The following is a 17,090-nucleotide window of genomic DNA, read 5'->3' on the forward strand; positions in this document are numbered from 1 at the left end:
ACCTTTCGGTTACGCGGAAAAGGAGCCGGCGGCATGGAGTTCCGACATCTGGTTTCATTCATCACAATTGCCGAAGAGCTGCATTTCGGCCGCGCAGCGCAGCGCTTGCACCTCACGCAGCCCAGTCTGAGTGCCCAGCTGCAGAAGCTGGAGAAGTCGTTAGGCGTGCAACTGGTCGCACGCAACTCGCACGAGGTCAAACTGACCCCGGCGGGTCGGGAATTCGAGAGTCAAGCCCGGATCATCGTCGCCCAGATGGACCGGGCCGCAGAGGTCGCGAAAGCGACAGCGGAGGGACGGGCAGGCACGCTCAACATCGGCTACAACCTACCGGCGAGCAGGCATGTGCTGCCTGAGGCGCTGGTCAAGATGACCGAGCAGCACCCCGACATCGTGGTGTCGCTGTGGGAGAAGCGCACCGGGCCACAGCTGGCCGCGCTGTCCGACGGCTCGCTCGACCTGGCGTTGGTGTACGGGCACCCGAGTACCACGGACTTCCGGTATCGGCGGCTGCTGCACCGGGTTCCGCTGGTTGCGGTGGTCGGCAGGCGACACAGGTGGGCCGACCGGCCCGGCGTGCCGTTCTCTGAGTTGGAGGGGCAGGAGTGCGTGCTGTTCGCCCGCGAACAGTGTCCGGCGATGTACGACTCGATCTTCCGCGCGGCCGCGGACACCAGGATCACGTTGTCGGTGGCGCAGACCGCCGACGATCCCGGCGCGACCGCGCACATGGTTTCGGTGCGCCCGCTGGTCGGGTTCGCCTCGTTGCCGCGCGCGATTTCGATGGGTATGGGTGCGCCGGGAAGCAGTTCGGTGGCGGTCAAACTCTTCGATCCGGTGCCGACTCTCGATTTGTACGCGGTGTGGCGTGCGGATGAGAGCAATCCGGCGGTGTCGCTTTTCCTGGACTGTGTGGATTCGCCGGAACCGGCCCGGATCGATATTGCCCGCGCGGTGTCTGCCTGAGCCGTTCGATAGGCCATGACATTCGTGCGGTAGGAACCGCGATATCACCGATACGGTAATTGGTTACCAGCGACCAGAATTCGACATTGTGAACACAGTGTCTGTCATCGCGGTGTCCAGCACCGAGAATGGTATCGATCTTCCGGACGACGCGAGTTTGTACTCGGTGATATCCGGTGCGGCCGCCGAACACCCGCAACGGCCTTCCCTGTGCGGTGCGGACGGAACGCAACTCACGTGTGCCGATGTCGATCGGCAGGCCCGCGCGCTGGCCTCAGCCCTGGCCGCGCGCGGGGTGGTGGCCGGGGATCGCGTGGCGATCCTCGGCCGCACCAGCCTGGAGTGGGCCTTGCTCGACGGCGCGTTGCTCGCGCTCGGCGCCGTGGTGGTTCCGGTGTACCCGACCTCCTCGGCGGTGCAGATCGAGCACATCCTGACCGACAGCGGCAGTGCGTTTTTCGCGGCCGAGGACGATACGGACGCCGAACGCCTGCGCGCGGCGGGCGCGGGCGAGGTGTGGACCTTCCCGCAGCTGGCCGAATGGGCAAGCGGCGCGGTCGATCCCGCGCTGGCCGAGCGCATCGCGGCGGTGCGTGCCGACGATCTGGCGATGATCGTGTACACCAGCGGCACGACCGGCGTGTCCAAGGGCTGCTTGATCACTCACCGGAATATGTTCGTCTCGTCGGCGAACACGGTGCGCCAGACCGGCGAGATGTTCGACGGCACAACGGTGCTCGCGCTGCCGCTGTCGCATGTGTTCGGTCAGACCATCCTGTTCGCCTGCCTGTTCGGTGGAAGCCGGACGCATCTGCTGCCCGGCATTCCCGACCTGGTTCCGGTGCTGCCGACGCTGCGCCCGACCTTCCTCGCGCTGATTCCGTTCGGGCTGGAGAAGATTCGCAAGTACTGCCGCACCATGCTGACGGGCACGGAGGAGCAGGATGCGGTGGCCCGCGGCCTGGAGCTGTTGCGCGCGCAGACGACGCCCGAGGTGTCCGAGCATGCGGTGGCGGCCGCGCTCGGTGGCCGGTTGCGCTATGTCATCTCCGGCGGTGCCTCGCTGGACGATTCGACCAGCGGCTTCTACGCGGGATTCGGTGTGGTGCTGCTGAACTGCTACGGGCTCACCGAGGCCGCGACCGCGGTCACGGTCAGTGCGCCGGAGACCAACCGGCTCGGGACGGTCGGCAAGCCGATCCCCGGCACCTCGGTGGCCATCGCAGAGTCCGACGGTGAGGTGCTCGTCGGCGGTCCGCACGTCTCGCCCGGCTACTGGGGCGCGGCCGCCAGCCAGTCCACTGTGGACGACGAAGGTTGGCTGCACACCGGCGATCTCGGTGAAGTCGACGCCGAGGGCTACCTCCGGATCACCGGCCGGAAGAAGGAGATCCTGGTGACCTCCGGCGGCAAGAATGTCGCGCCCGCGCCGCTGGAGGACCGGGTCCGGCTGCACCCGCTGGTGAGCAACTGCATGGTCATCGGCGATGGCCGCGACTTCGTCACCGCTCTGGTGACAGTGGACCCGGTTCAGGTGGAACGCTGGCAGGCCGCGACGCCGGACGGCGAACTCGCCGACGCCATCCAAGCGGCGGTCGACGACGCGAATTCCCTTGTCTCCCGCGCCGAGTCGATTCGCGCGTTCCGGATCGTCGACGGTGATTTCACGGTCGAGGACGGATTGTTGACCTCGTCACGAAAACTGCGGCGCGTCGCCATTGCCGACGCCTACGCCGCCGACATCGACCACCTGTATCGGGCCCGCACACCCGCTGTATAGGCGGGGTCGATCGCCCGATGAATTACGGCTGCGCGCGGTGGTTCCCACCGCGCGCCGCGCACAGACTCGACATCGGAATTCGACTACCGGAAAGTGATGCGAAACATGTACGACGTCATCGTTGTCGGAACTCGGGTCGCGGGTTCCCCGCTGGCCATGCTCCTCGCCGAGAAGGGCTACCGCGTCCTCGCCGTGGACCGCGCCACCTTCCCGAGCGACACCCCATCGACGCACTACATCCACCAGGCCGGGCTCGGCTTCCTGAAGTCGTGGGGCCTGCTGGATCAGGTGATCGCCGCAGGCACCCCGGCGATCCGGCACCTGAACTTCTCCTACACCGACATCGTCATCAACGGTTTCGCCAACGTGTCGGCCGACGGCATCGACGCCGTCTACTGCCCGCGCCGCACCGTGCTGGACAAGATCCTGGTCGACGCGGCGGGCAACGCCGGCGCCGAGGTGATCAACGGTTTCACCGTCAATGAGCTGATCTTCGATGGCGACCAGGTGGTCGGCATCCGCGGCCAGGTCGGCGAGGGCGCCGAGCAGGAGTTCCGCGCCAAGCTGGTGATCGGCGCCGACGGATCGAACTCGGTCGTCGCCAAGGCGGTCGGCGCGGAGGTCTACGAGGGGTCCCCCGCAGCGTGCTTCATCTACTACTCGTACTACGAGGGCGTCGACTGGGGCATGCACCACCGCACCGGCTTCAACGAGCAGCAGTTCGCGGCCTGGCCGACCAACGACGACCTGTCGCTGGTCGCGGTCATGCGCAAGCGGGACCGGTTCCGCGACTTCCGCACCGACCCCGACGCGGGCGTGCAGGAGATCGTCAGCCAGATCGACCCGGAACTCGGTGCGCGCCTGCGTGATACGGGCAAGCGCGTGGAGCCGTTCCGGCCGATGCTGTACCCGGACAACTACCGCCGCCGCTCCTTCGGCCCCGGCTGGGCGCTCGTCGGCGACGCCGGCTACCACAAGGACCCGTTCACCGGCTGGGGCATCACCGACGCCTTCAAGTACGCGCAGCTGCTTGCCGACCTGGTGGACGAGGGTCTGTCCGGCGCCCGCCCGATGGACGACGTGCTCGCCGAGTACGAGCGCGAGCGTGACGCGCAGAGTGCCAGCACCTATGAACTGACGCAGAGCATTTCGGAACTGTCGCTGACGCCGTACTACGACTCGGTCTTCCGCGCCACCAGCTACGACGCCGACTACATCAAGGGCTTCTTCGGGCTGATCGCCGGGATCTACCCGCCGGACAAGTACTTCGGCGAGGAAGAGCTCGCCGCACTGTACGAGAAGGTCGACTTCCCCGCGGCGGCACGGCATGTCACCAAGGACGGAGTGACCGCGTGAGCACCCCCGGCCTAACCGCCCTGGGTGACAGCTTCGTCGAAGGCCGCGGCGACGCCGCGGCCGGTGGCGGCTACCGCGGCTGGGTGCCTCGGCTCGGCGGGCAGCTCGGTCTGCGGCCAGCGACGGTGCGCAACCTCGGCGTGCACGGCGCCACCACCAGCGTGGTGCTCGAACAGCAACTGCGCCAAGCTGTCTCGGCGCGGTCCGGACTCTACGGAGTCGTGGTCGGGGTGAACGATCTGGTCAGCGATTTCGACGCGGACCGGTTCGAGCGCAACCTCGGCACCCTGTTCGACGCCCTGCGTGCCGGTGGCGCAACGGTGTTCACCGCCAGCTACCCGGATATCCCGGCCCGGCTTCCGGTGCCGGACGGGTTCCGCGGGCTGCTGCGGGAACGCTTCGCGTTCGCCAACGCGGTGCTGGCCACCGTCACCGCCGACACCGGCACGCTGCTGCTGGATATCGCGGCCGAGCCGGAGTGGGAGCGCGCCGAGGTGTGGACCGCCGACGGCCTGCACCCGAGCTCGCTCGGCCATCACCTGTTCGCCGCGGGCGCTGCCGACCTGATCGCGTCGCGCACCGCGACAACCGTCGCCGCCTGAATCTTTCCATCCGGTTCGAGAGGAACTTTCGTGACAGACGACAGACGCCTGGCGCGCAACCCGATCGCCATCGTCGGGATGTCCGGGCTGCTGCCCAACGCGCACAACCATCGAGAGTACTGGCAGAACATCGTCGACGGAGTCGACTGCACCACCGAGGTGCCCGCATCGCGCTGGAGCCTCGACGACTACTTCGACGCGGATCCGGATGCCCCGGACAAGACGTACTCGCGCCGCGGGGCGTTCCTGCCCGACATCGAGTTCGACCCACTGGAATTCGGGCTGCCACCCAATCAGCTCGAGGTCACGAGCACCATGCAGACGCTGAGCCTAGGGGTGGCCCGTGACCTGCTCATCGACGCGGGCGCAGTGGACTCGACATGGTACGACCCCGGCCGCACCGGTGTGGTGCTCGGCACGACCGGGCCGGTGCCGCTGATGCATCCGCTGGCGGCGCGGCTCTCGACGCCGGTGCTGAAGGAGGCGGCGCGCTCGGTCGGGCTGTCCGACCAGGACGCCGACGCCGTGGCGGACAAGTTCGTTGCGGCATTCGCGCCGTGGGAGGCGAATTCGTTCCCTGGCCTGCTCGCCAACATCACCGCGGGCCGGGTGGCCAACCGGCTCGGCCTCGGCGGGATCAACTGCACGGTCGACGCGGCCTGTGCGGCGTCGCTGGCCGCGCTGCGGACCGCGATCGCGGAGCTGCAGGACGGCAGGGCCGACATGATGATCACCGGCGGTGTCGACACCGAGAACACCATCTTCATCTACATGTGCTTCAGCAAGGTCGGGGCGCTGTCGGACAGCGGGCAGATCAGTCCGTTCGCCGACGACGCCAACGGCACGCTGCTCGGCGAGGGCATCACGATGCTTGCGCTGCGCAGGCTGGAAGACGCTCGGCGCGATGGCAATCGGATCTATGCAGTGATCCGCGGGCTCGGGTCGTCCAGTGACGGCCGGGCGAAGAGCATCTATGCGCCACGGGCAGGCGGACAGCGGGTCGCGCTCGATCGGGCGTACGCCGACGCGGAATGCTCACCCGCCGATGTCGCGCTGATCGAAGCGCACGCCACCGGCACCCCCGTCGGCGACAAGACCGAACTGACCGCGTTGAAATCGCTGCTGTCCGAGGCGACTTCGGAGCCGCGCTTCGCGGCGCTCGGCAGCGTGAAATCCCAGATCGGGCACACCAAGGGTGCGGCGGGCACCGCCAGCGTGATGAAGCTGGCGTTCGCGCTGCACCAGAAGGTGTTGCCGGGCACCATCAATGTCGCGGCGCCCAACGCCGAGATCGCCGCGGCCGACGCGCCGTACTACGTGAATACCAGGACCCGGCCGTGGATTCGCGATCCGCAGCGTCCGGTGCGCCGGGCCGCCGCGTCGGCATTCGGCTTCGGCGGCACCAACTTTCATATCGTGCTGGAAGAAGCCGACGCGGGGCGGGCCGACCCGGTTCTGCATCGGACCGCGCGGGCACACCTGTGGCATGCGCCCGACACGGCCGCGCTGATCGAAGCGGTGTGCAACGTCGACCCGATCGACGGCGGAGACATCCCGGAGGACCACGCGCGCATCGGTTTCGTGTCGGTAGACGACGAGAACGCCGAACACCTGCGGACGCTCGCGGTGGACGAGCTGATGCGCAGGCCGGACGCTGCGGCGTGGGATCACCCTGAGGGCGTGTACTTCCGGGCGGCGGCGCTGCCGGAGCGCAAGGTCGGCGCGCTGTTCGCCGGGCAGGGCAGCCAGTACGTCGATATGGGATTGGATGCGGCGCTGAACAATCCGTCCGTCGGCGCGGCATTCGACGCGGCCAACGGCGCGTTCGCGGGTGCGCCGGTCCGGCTGTCCTCGGTGGTGTTCCCGCCGCCCGCCTTCGACGAGGAGACGGCGCACGAGCAGGAAACCGCGTTGCGGCGCACCGAATTCGCGCAGCCCGCGATCGGTGCGCTGTCGGCCGGGCAGTTCCTGGTGCTGACCGAATACGGGTTCCGCGCCGATGGCTACCTCGGCCACAGCTTCGGCGAACTGACCGCTCTGTGGGCCTCCGGTGCGCTCGACGCCGAGGAGTACTTCGGGCTGGCCCGCGCCCGCGGCGCGGCGATGACGCCGGAGGACGGCGTCCAAGCGGGCACGATGGTGGCGCTGAACGCGGCGCGGGAGACCGCCGACGAGCTGCTGGCCGGCATCGACGATGTGTGGATCTGCAACCACAACGCGCCTGATCAGGTCGTGATCGGCGGCGGGACCGACGGCGTCGCCGCCGTGGTCGCGCGGTGCGCGGAACGCGGTGTGGCGAATCGGGCACTGCCGGTGTCCGGTGCGTTCCACACACCGTATGTCGCGCATGCCGTCGAGGCCTTCGCGAAAGCCACCGCGACGGTGACCATCGGGGTTCCCGATGCGCCCGTGTACGCCAACACACCTGACGTGCAGTACGGCAGCGATGCCGTCGCCAACCGGGCGTTGCTCACCGAACAGCTCAGCAAGCCAGTCGAATTCGCGGCGGCGCTGACGGCGATGCGGGCGGCGGGCTGCACGGTGTTCGTGGAGTTCGGGCCCAAGCAGGTGCTGACCTCGCTGGTGCGGCGCACCCTCGGCGACGACGTGATCGCGATCCCGACGGATTCGGGGCCGATCGGCAACAGCGATCTGTCGCTGGTCCGTGCGGCCGTGCGGCTGGCCGTGCTCGGATTCGGTCTGCAGCAGATCAATCGACATGCCGCGCCGACGGCGGTGCGGCACCAGCCGAGTCGGCCGATGACCGTGACCATTTCGGCGCCCGAGTACGTGCCGGAGAGCAGGCGCGTGGCATACGCGGCCGCGCTCGACGACGGGTATCAGGTGCGCCTGGCGGCAGCGGAGTCGCCTGCGGCGGCGGCTGCTGTTCCCGCCGAGGTTCCCGTGGCAGTGCCGGTCGACACCGTGGTCGACCGCCAGCCCGAAAAACCGGCTGTGGCTCAGACTTTCACCGAAACTACGGAGACAACCGTGTACGAAGCCCCGAAGTCCTACGACCAAGGAGCGGACGCACTCGACAGTGCGCTCGTGCAGCATCTGCAGACGCACCGCCAGTTCCTCGACGGACAGTTGGACATGGCCCGCGGGCTGGCCGGTGTGCTCGGCAACGGGGCCCTCGACGAGGCGACCCTGCGGGCGATCGAGGCCGTGAAGGATCACGGCGTCGCGATCAGCGAAAGTCATTCGCGGGCCAGTGCGGTGCTGGCGCAGTTGGCCGAGCTGGAGAGCGGTTTCGCGCCGACGGCGCGGGTGGCGGCGCCACGGCGAGTGGAATCCGAGCGGCAACCCGCGCTGGAATCGGCGCCCGAGCGACGGCCGATCAGGACGGCGCCGGTGGTTGCCGCACGTCCGGTAGCTGTGGCGCCAGCCGTCACCACTGCCGCTCCGGTGGCGGAAATGCCTGCCACTCAGGTTGTTTCGCCTGCACCGGTCGTTTCGCCCAGCCCGGCTGTTTCGAGCGGCCAGGCCAATGGGCACGGCACGCACGCGCCGGTAGCGGAATCCAACGGTCAGGTGTCCGCCGACGCGCTGCGGCAGGCATTGCAGGAAGTGGTCGCCGAGAAGACCGGCTATCCGGTCGAGATGGTCGATCCGACAATGGATCTCGAAGCCGATCTCGGTGTGGACTCCATCAAGCGAGTCCAGGTGATCGGTGCTTTGCAGGAGCGGTTCCCGCACCTGCCCAACCTCGGTCCTGAACAGCTCGGCACGCTGCGCACCCTCGATCAGATCGCGGAGCTGCTCGGCGAAGGTGAGCCGAACGGAGCTGATGTAACGCTGAACGGGGTGGAGTCAACCCCGAACGGAACTCCCGTCCCGGCGGGCGACGCTGTCGGGTCGGATACTGCGACCGAGTCCGCCGACGCCGGTGCGCCCACTGGCGACACCCTGCGCCGCGCTCTGCAGGAGGTCGTCGCGGAGAAGACCGGTTACCCGGTCGAGATGGTCGATCCGACGATGGATCTCGAAGCCGACCTCGGCGTCGACTCCATCAAGCGGGTCCAGGTGATCGGGGCGCTACAGGAACGGTTTCCGGACCTACCGAGCCTCGGTCCTGAGCTACTCGGCACGCTCCGTACGCTGGATCAGATCGTCGACGAGCTCGCCGCGCCGATCGGCGGTGATGTCCACCCAAAAGCTGACGCCGCGGCCGAAACGCCGCGGCACGTCGTCGAACTGATCACCCTGCCTGCGCTGGACCGGGTCGTCGCTCCCTACCGGGACGGTGCCCGCGTCGCACTCCTCGATCTCACCGGGGACAGCGAATCAGAGTGTGTTGCCATCGAATCTGCGCTTGTCGAGCTCGGCTGGACTGTCCGGCGGGTCGGCGTTGCGGGTTCCCCGGCGGTAGCCGACTTGGGCGAGCTGGACGCTGTTGATGTCTGTCTCGTCCTGGTCGGCGGGTCCGCCGACTGGACGGTGGCGCGGCAACGGCTCAGCGAGACCATCCTGGCTGCCGGTCGGATGGTGCCGCTGTGGCAGCATGTCGAGGGCCGAACCGCCTTCGTCACGGTCAGCAGGCTGGATGGTGGACTCGGCTTCCTCGGGGACGCCGACCCCGTCTCGGCGCTGCTCGGCGGCGTCGGTGGTGTCGTGAAAACGCTTGCGGCCGAGCAGTCAACGCTGTTCTGCCGGGCGTTGGACGTCGACCCGGCGGCCACTTCGGATCGGTTGGCCGAGCTGGTCACCGCCGAGCTGTTCGACGCGGCGCGCGACACTCTCGAAGTCGGGATCAGCGTGGCGGGGGAGCGGCGGACGATAGTCCCCAGCGCCTACGCGCCTGCCCGCTCGATCAGTCCAGTGGTGGCAGGTGCCGAGCAGCAAACGAGTCTGCTGACCGCAGAGGATGTGCTGCTTGTCACCGGCGGCGCGCGGGGAGTCACCGCGACCTGTGTGCTGGCGTTGGCGCAGCGCAGTTCAGTGCGGTTCGTTCTCCTCGGACGATCCGAGTTGACGCCAGAACCCGACTGGGCGGCAGGGGTGGCGGATGCCGAACTCAAGCCCGCAGCGGTGCGGGCACTGGTCGCCATCGGCGCCAAGCCACGCGATATCGAGCGTGCGGTTGCCGGTTTGCGTGCTGCCCGCGAAGTTCGTGCCACGCTGGCCGAATTGGGATCGCGCGCAGAGTATCTCGCCGTTGATGCCACCGATGCGGCGGCGGTGCGTGCCGCGCTCGCGCCGTGGCGCGACAGCATCACCGGTGTCGTGCACGGGGCCGGTGTGCTCGCCGACTCTATGATCACCGACAAGACAGCCGAATCCATCGGGCGGGTACTGAATCCCAAGCTGACCGGCCTGGCCACGGTGCTCGACGCGCTCGGTGCACTGCGGCACCTCGTGCTGTTCACCTCGGTCGCGGGATTGTTCGGCAATGCCGGGCAGGCCGACTACGCGGCAGCGAACGAGGCACTGTCGCGGTTCGCGGTGAGCTGGCGGCGGCACCATCCCGACTGCCATGTCACCGCGATCGACTGGGGCGCCTGGGATGGCGGGATGGTGACTCCCGAACTCCGGGAACACTTCCGGGCGCGGGACATTACGCTGCTCGACCTCGAGGTGGGTGCGGCGGCGTTCACCGAACAGTTCACGGCGTCTCGGAGCGCGGACACCGTGGTGCTGATCGGTCCGGCGAACGGACTGTCGGGCGACAGTGCGGTCGCGCCGGCCGCCCTCTGCGCGGAGCGGCGCATCACCGGGCTCATCGAGGAGCCGGTCATCGCGGCGCACCGCATCGGCGAGCACATCGTGCTGCCCGCCACGTTCGGCATCGGCGCGCTGATCAACCTTGCCGAGCGCACGCTGCCCGGTCGAACTGTGCTGGGGGTAAACAACTTCCAGGTGCTCAAGGGCGTCGTGTTCGACCATCCGGTGGACCAGCTCGAGCTCGAACTGCTCCCCGGCGCCGCCGACGACGGCCGAGCCACGGTCGAGGCGAACATCCGCTGCGACAACGCATTGCGCTTCCGGGCGACGCTGCTGCTCGGCACCGACGCCGATGAGCCGCCTGCCAAGGTGATGCCGAAGGGACAGGACAGTGCCGTCGACATCTATCGGCACGCCATCCAGTTCCACGCGCCCGCCCTCCAAGGCCTGCGGCAGGTTCGCGTGGTCTCCGACGAGGCCATCGTCTTCGACTGCGTGCTTCCCGCAAGCCAGGTGGCGCACGGTGCCTACGCGGGCCGCATGCACGACCCGGTCCTTGCCGACCTGATCCTGCAGGGGCCACCGGTCCTCGGTCACCGAATCCTCGGCGCCGCTTGCCTTCCCCTCGGGGTCGGTCGGATCGACTACTACCGTCCGCTTCCCACGGACGAGCCGTTCGTGCTCGTCGTGGACAACCCGCGCGCAGGCACCGTCGATGCCCGCATCGACGCCACCGCTGTGACGGCGGACGGCACAGTGCTGCAGCGTTTCTCGGACGTCACCGTGGTGACGACTCCGGATCTGACAGCGAAGTTTCAGACCTCGGTGAGGCGGTGGATGGCATGACAGTTCTCGAGTTCGACGGAATTCCGTTCGACCCGACAGGGGCGCCGGCACCGGAAGCGGTCCAGGTGACGGGCGCGGCGCAGGGTGCTGTGTTGGTGGATGGTGGCGGGCAAACCCCTGCACCGTCACGGCAAAGCGAACCAGCGGCAGAGCCGAGCCAAGAGGTACCGGGCGGCCACGCGCACGGCGACCAGGGCGAGCGGGCCCCGGCCGCTGTGGATGTCTCGCATCGCGACGAAGCAGGCGCGTCGGTCCCGGCCCCAGCGGGGACCACGGGCACAGTGGGCCGAATCGCGGGCCCGCTCAGCGAGGTTCGCGCCGGTGTCGTCGGAGCCCACCGTGCGGCATTGGCGGCGCAGCTCGCGTTGCAGCGTGCCGTGTGGGAGCGGGCGATGCGTTCGACCGTCTCCGGTTCCGCCGGGACGGTCGGTGCGGTTGCTGGTCCGGCTGGCGGACATACCGAGAGTCAGACCGACTGGCGTAGGGCCGGTGAGTCCGGCAATGGTGCGAGTGGTGTGTACGCGCGCGGCACTGACGTCGCCGCGGCGGAGCATGCCTTCAAGCCGCTGGCGCGCACGCAACGCACCAGTCTGGACGCGGAGGCACTGCGGCTCCTCACCGAGGGCGACGTCGTTGATGTCTTCGGTGCCGGGCACTACCGGCCGGGTGTCGTCACCGCAGCGCGGTTGGCCACGGCGGGGACTTTGGTGCTCACCGAGGTCACGACGATCGAGTTGTACGGCGGTACGGGTCGCGGCCGGGTGGTTGCGCGATTCGACGGCGATCCTGGCGCGGCAGCTGTCCAGGCGGCTGAGGTGTTCGCCCTGTTCACCGGAATCCCACTGTGCTTGTCGGGGAGCACCTTTGTCGCGTCGCACAGTGGCGGTGCGGGGACCACGGCGTCGCCGGTCGGTGCGTCGGTGGAGCTCGTCGTCACCGCCATCGACCTGGTGCCGAGGCCGCACGTCACCGCGACGGCGAAAGTGGCTGGGGCACAGGGGGAGTGGCAGGTCACCGTGACCGCCGTAGAACCTGCGGGCACCGGCGTCGGGCCGGGGCAAGCCGTGCCGAGTCTGCTGCTCAACGAGTTCCACATGACCCACCTGTCGCGTGGCGACCAATCCATTGCGATGGGCCCGGAATTCGCGGAGTACACCGGGGTCCGTGCAACCAGATTGCCGACCGGCGGTCTGCTGCTCGTCGACCGGGTGCTCGAATTCGACGGCACACGTGGTCAATTGGACTCCGCCTCCTACCGAACCGAGTACGACTCGCCCGCAGACTCCTGGTACTACGGCGACACCGCCAACGAGTCCATGCCGCACTTCGTCTACATGGAGACCTCGCTGCAGGCGGCGCTGCTCATGGGCTACTACGCGGGACCGACGCTCACCCAACCCGGTGTCACGCTGAGCTTGCGTAACCTCGGCGGCACGGCCACGGTGCTGCGGCAGATCGACCTGCGGGGCAAGACGATCGAACAATCGTCCCGGCTGCTGTCGACGACGATCCTGCCCGGCTCGTCACTGCAGACGTTCGACTACACGCTGAGCGTGGACGGCGAACCGTTCTACGCAGGCGAGACCATGTTCGGCTACTTCAGCGACGAGGCGCTCGCGAACCAGACCGGCCTCGACGCCGGGCGGGCGGCGCCGACCTGGCTGGATGAGCATCCGGACGCGCCGATCCGCCGCATCGACGTCGCCGCCCGCCGGGCGGACCCGCGTGCCCCGCTGTGCGCCCGCCGCACGCTGGCGCTGATCGACGGGATCGACGTGGTCGACGGCGGCGGCAAATACGAAGCGGGGTACCTGCATTCGCTGCGCGAGATCGACGGTTCGGATTGGTATTTCGACCGGCATTTCCACCTCGATCCGGTGATCCCCGGTTCGCTGGGGGTCGAGTCGGTCATCCATGCGCTCCAAGAGTGGCTGCTCGATGCCGGATTCGCGGACACCCTCCACGATCCGGTCTTTCGGATCCCCGGCGATATCGCCTTCAGCTGGCGCTACCGCGGCCAGTTCCTGCCCACCGACGGCACGGTGGAGCTGGAGGCACACATCAAGGAAGTCCGGCGCGGCCCGCGCGGCGTCACCGTCATCGCGGACGGCTCGCTGTGGAAGCCGGGGCTGCGCATCTACGAACTCATCGACCTCGCAGTCGAACTCGGCGAGCGGAAGGACAGCTGATGACCACGGCTCGGACCGGCGTGCTCGCGGCCACGGCCGACGACGTCACCGCCCTGCTGCTCGACGTGCGCCGGCCGTGCTGGTTCGTGCGCAGCGACGGCCGGATCGGCGCCACCTCGGACCCGGCGGTCGCGGCACGCGCGCAGGTGCTGACCGCGGTCGCACCGCTGCCGCCGGAGTTGCTCGGTGACAGGCAGTTCCAGCTGGCGCACGGGGTGCGGGCCGGGTATGCGGCAGGCGCCATGGCCAATGGGATCGCCGCACCGGCAATGGTGGTGGCGATGGCGAATGCCGGTTACCTCGCGTCCTACGGCGCTGCGGGCGTCACCCCTGCGGCGGTGGACGCGGCGCTCGGCGAACTTGCCAAGACACTGGTGGGAAAACCCTTTGCCTGCAACCTCATTCACAGTCCCACCGAACCGGCGCTGGAGCGGGCGATCGTCGATTCCTGCCTGCGCCATGAGGTGCGGTGCGTCGAGGCGTCGGCGTTCATGGGTCTCACCGCCGAGGTCGTCCGGTACCGGGTGGCGGGGCTCGGGGTGGATCGACACGGTCAGCTCGAGGTGCGGAACCGGTTGATCGCCAAGGTGTCTCGGGTCGAGGTCGCCGAGCCGTTCCTGCGTCCGCCGCCCGCGGCGCTGGTGCGCAGTCTGGTCGCGGCCGGTGTGGTGACCGCGACGCAGGCGCGGCTGGCCGAGCAGGTGCCGATGGCCGATGACATCACCGCGGAGGCGGATTCGGGCGGTCACACCGACCGCAGACCGCTGCTCGTGCTGTTGCCGGAGCTGATCGCGGCCCGCGACCGAAGCACGTTGCCCGCGGCAGCGGCGGTCCGGATCGGCGCCGCGGGCGGGATCGGCACGCCCGCCGCGGCCGCCGCGGCGTTCGCGCTCGGCGCCGCATACGTGGTGACCGGCTCGATCAACCAGGCCACCCGCGAGGCGGCCCAGTGCGAGACGACCAAACAGCTGCTGGCCAAGGCGGATTTCGCGGACTGCACGATGGCGCCGTCCTCGGACATGTTCGAACTCGGCGTGCAGGTGCAGGTGTTGCGCAGGGGCACCATGTTCGCCTCCCGCGCGCAGCGGTTGTACGACACGTACCGGGCGTACGCCGGAATCGATGACATCCCAGCGGATCTACGCGCCGATCTCGAGGCAACACTGTTCCGGCGTCCGCTGGAGGTCGTCTGGCAGGACTGCGTCACGTACTTCACCGAGCGCGACCCGGCCCAGCTGGTCGGCGCCGCGGAGGACCCGAAACGCAAGATGGCCTTGGTGTTCCGCTGGTATCTCGGGCTGTCGTCCGGCTGGAGCATTCGCGGCGAAGCAGATCGGGTGACCGACTATCAGGTGTGGTGCGGTCCGGCCATGGGCGGGTTCAACAACTGGGTCGCCGGAACCTATCTGGCTGCGCTCAGTAACCGGCAGGTTGCCGATATCGCCGACCAAATGATGCTCGGCGCAGCGTATCTCACCAGGGTCGCCCAACTCCGCACCGCGGGTGTGCGACTGCCCGCCGACTGCATGCGATTCGTCCCGCGACCGATGCCGCGACTCTGAAACGGTAACGCGCACCATTCGCCGATCGATAAGGTCACTACCTCGGCGAACAGTGGTGCATCCTGCGCAACAGTCGCTGGTTGATTTGCCACCTACGGATCCGTAGGCTCGCGGAGGTTATCGCGCCGACGGACCCACTCGGTCCTGCGCTGAAGTTAGCCAAACAGACTGAGGGGTAACGGAAATGGGGCGACGTCTCACCCAGCTCGAGCTGCTGAGGGAGCTCGAGCCGGTTGCCGAGGCCAATGTGCACCGGCACCTGTCGATGGCGAAGGAGTGGCATCCGCACGATTACGTGCCGTGGGACGAGGGCCGCAACTTCGCCGCGATGGGCGGAGTCGACTGGGATCCGGAGCAGTCGCAGCTGTCCGACGTCGCCAAGGCGGCCATGATCACCAACCTGCTCACCGAGGACAACCTGCCGTCCTACCACCGGGTGATCGCCGAGAACTTCTCGCAAGACGGTGCGTGGGGGACCTGGGTCGGGCGCTGGACTGCCGAGGAGAACCGGCACGGGATCGTCATGCGGGACTATCTGGTCGTCACCCGCGGTGTCGATCCGGTGGAGCTGGAGCGCGCCAGGATGGCGGCGATGACCACCGGTTTCGACCCGCTGTCCATGGCGCAGGATGCGGTCGTCGACACCAGCAGCATTCCCGAGGCCGGGTTCATGCTCGGCGTCGCCTACGTGACCTTCCAGGAACTGGCCACCCGGCTCAGCCACCGCAACACCGGCCGCGTGTGCAATGACGCGATCGCCGACAAGATGCTGCAGCGCATCGCGGCCGACGAGAACCTGCACATGATCTTCTACCGGAACATGTGTGGCGCCGCGCTGGATCTGGCGCCGGACCAGGCGCTGGAAGCGATCTCGCTCATTCTGATGAACTTCCAGATGCCCGGCGCGGAGAACCCGAACTTCCGCAGGTACGGCGCGCTGATGGCCAAGCACGGGATCTACGACATGCGCCAGCATCTCGAGGACGTGGTGATGCCGGTCCTGCGCATCTGGAAGATCTTCGAGCGCACCGACTTCACCGCAGAGGGCGAACAGACCCGCGAGAAGCTCGCCGACTTCCTGGCCAAATACGAGCGCGACATGCTCAAGTTCGAGGAACGCCGCGACCGCATCGCCGCCAGGCAAGCCAGCCGCCGCGACTCCTCGGCATTGACCACCACCCTGGTCTGAGTTCGCCGGCACCGAGTGCGTCGGCGTCCTTCATCGGCGCCGACGCATTCTGCGTGACAAGCGCTCGGCGGCAAGGGGCTCGGGGAGGAGGGCGCGTATGTCCACGGTCCGGCGGTTCTGGATCGAATTCGATCTGGCGAACGGATCATTCTCCTGGCCACTGCTGCCCCCTGGCGTTGGTGTGACCGGATTCGACGAGCGGGATTGCCTGTCGATGGTGGCGGATCTGCTCCCGTACGACACGGAACTGCCCCCCGTGCGCAGGATCACGGTCGATATCTCGCTCGCGGAGAAACTCCCCGTGAACCCGCCCACTCTCGGGGTCCCCGTCTGGCGAGGCGTCTGGTATCCGCCAAGCAACCTCCGCACCGGGCCCACGTGGCGCCCCCGCGGCGTCGACCGAAATCCCGCCGCACCCGCCTTCGGCCCGAAACCCCGCACGGATTCACCGACACAGCCGGGGGCGAGCATGCGGCCTGACCCTCTGCCGCTGTGGTGGGACGAGATTCCGTATGTCGACAGTCTGCTGTGGCCGGTCGGGAACATGCCCTACGCCCATCTGGGAGACCAGATGTGGCGGTACGCACCCGAACTGCGCGCCGCCATCACCAAGGAGCCGAGTTATGGCGACATGGTGCGCGAAGCCCTCGACTACGTGATCGCACGACGCCCGGCGCCCGACAATTGGTTCGACCCGACGACGACCACCTTCCTTGATCAACAGCAGCAGGACCAGTACCTGCGAGCCTTCCGCGCCTACCTGTTCGGCCACCACCCCGACCCCATCTACCCTCCCCGCACACCGACCGCTCCTGGTCGGCTGCTCAGTGGGAACTGACGGCGGCATCGGTCGAGAGGCCAGTTGCCTCAGTTCCCGGTGATCAACTGTCCAGCAGTGTATTTCGGGCGATACCGGCCAAGCACACGTCGTGTGCC

At 68.2% G+C, this 17,090-nt stretch carries 9 protein-coding genes; all 9 read left to right on the forward strand.

Translation table 11 applies throughout. The features are described 5' to 3' along the window. The first annotated feature begins 33 nt into the window (after positions 1–33). The 9 genes from NA11_RS23260 to NA11_RS23300 all read left to right on the forward strand — a co-directional run bounded on the left by NA11_RS23260 (position 34) and on the right by NA11_RS23300 (position 16,992). Entirely contained in the window at positions 34–966 is a 933-nt protein-coding gene (locus NA11_RS23260; protein ID WP_069164086.1) for a LysR family transcriptional regulator, read from the forward strand. Between the two features lie 88 nt (positions 967–1,054). Further along, complete coding sequence (locus tag NA11_RS23265) at positions 1,055–2,746, forward strand: AMP-dependent synthetase/ligase (RefSeq protein WP_245746098.1); 1,692 nt, start codon at positions 1,055–1,057, stop codon at positions 2,744–2,746. Between the two features lie 96 nt (positions 2,747–2,842). After that, on the forward strand, positions 2,843–4,102 hold the full coding sequence (locus NA11_RS23270) for an NAD(P)/FAD-dependent oxidoreductase (protein WP_245746100.1): 1,260 nt from the start codon (positions 2,843–2,845) through the stop codon (positions 4,100–4,102). Continuing rightward, positions 4,099–4,704 carry an SGNH/GDSL hydrolase family protein gene (locus NA11_RS23275; protein ID WP_069164087.1) on the forward strand — a complete coding sequence of 202 codons (606 nt, stop codon included), beginning with the start codon at positions 4,099–4,101 and terminating at the stop codon, positions 4,702–4,704. Before NA11_RS23270 ends, NA11_RS23275 begins: the two co-directional genes overlap by 4 nt. A gap of 30 nt (positions 4,705–4,734) precedes the next feature. After that, on the forward strand, positions 4,735–11,214 hold the full coding sequence (locus NA11_RS23280) for a type I polyketide synthase (protein WP_069164088.1): 6,480 nt from the start codon (positions 4,735–4,737) through the stop codon (positions 11,212–11,214). Beyond that, positions 11,211–13,403 carry a hotdog family protein gene (locus tag NA11_RS23285; protein WP_084654988.1) on the forward strand — a complete coding sequence of 731 codons (2,193 nt, stop codon included), beginning with the start codon at positions 11,211–11,213 and terminating at the stop codon, positions 13,401–13,403. Before NA11_RS23280 ends, NA11_RS23285 begins: the two co-directional genes overlap by 4 nt. Beyond that, entirely contained in the window at positions 13,403–14,965 is a 1,563-nt protein-coding gene (locus tag NA11_RS23290) for a PfaD family polyunsaturated fatty acid/polyketide biosynthesis protein (protein ID WP_069164089.1), read from the forward strand. Before NA11_RS23285 ends, NA11_RS23290 begins: the two co-directional genes overlap by 1 nt. Positions 14,966–15,149: 184 nt before the next feature. Then, positions 15,150–16,154: an acyl-ACP desaturase gene (locus tag NA11_RS23295; RefSeq protein ID WP_069164090.1), complete on the forward strand. Its 1,005-nt coding sequence runs from the start codon at positions 15,150–15,152 to the stop codon at positions 16,152–16,154. Positions 16,155–16,251: 97 nt separating this feature from the next. Continuing rightward, positions 16,252–16,992 (forward strand): hypothetical protein, encoded by a 741-nt coding sequence (locus NA11_RS23300; RefSeq protein WP_069164091.1) that lies wholly within the window; start codon positions 16,252–16,254, stop codon positions 16,990–16,992. The last annotated feature ends 98 nt before the right edge of the window (positions 16,993–17,090 follow it).

It is taken from the genome of Nocardia altamirensis NBRC 108246 (assembly GCF_001612685.1).
GTDB classification, from domain to species: Bacteria; Actinomycetota; Actinomycetes; order Mycobacteriales; family Mycobacteriaceae; genus Nocardia; species Nocardia altamirensis.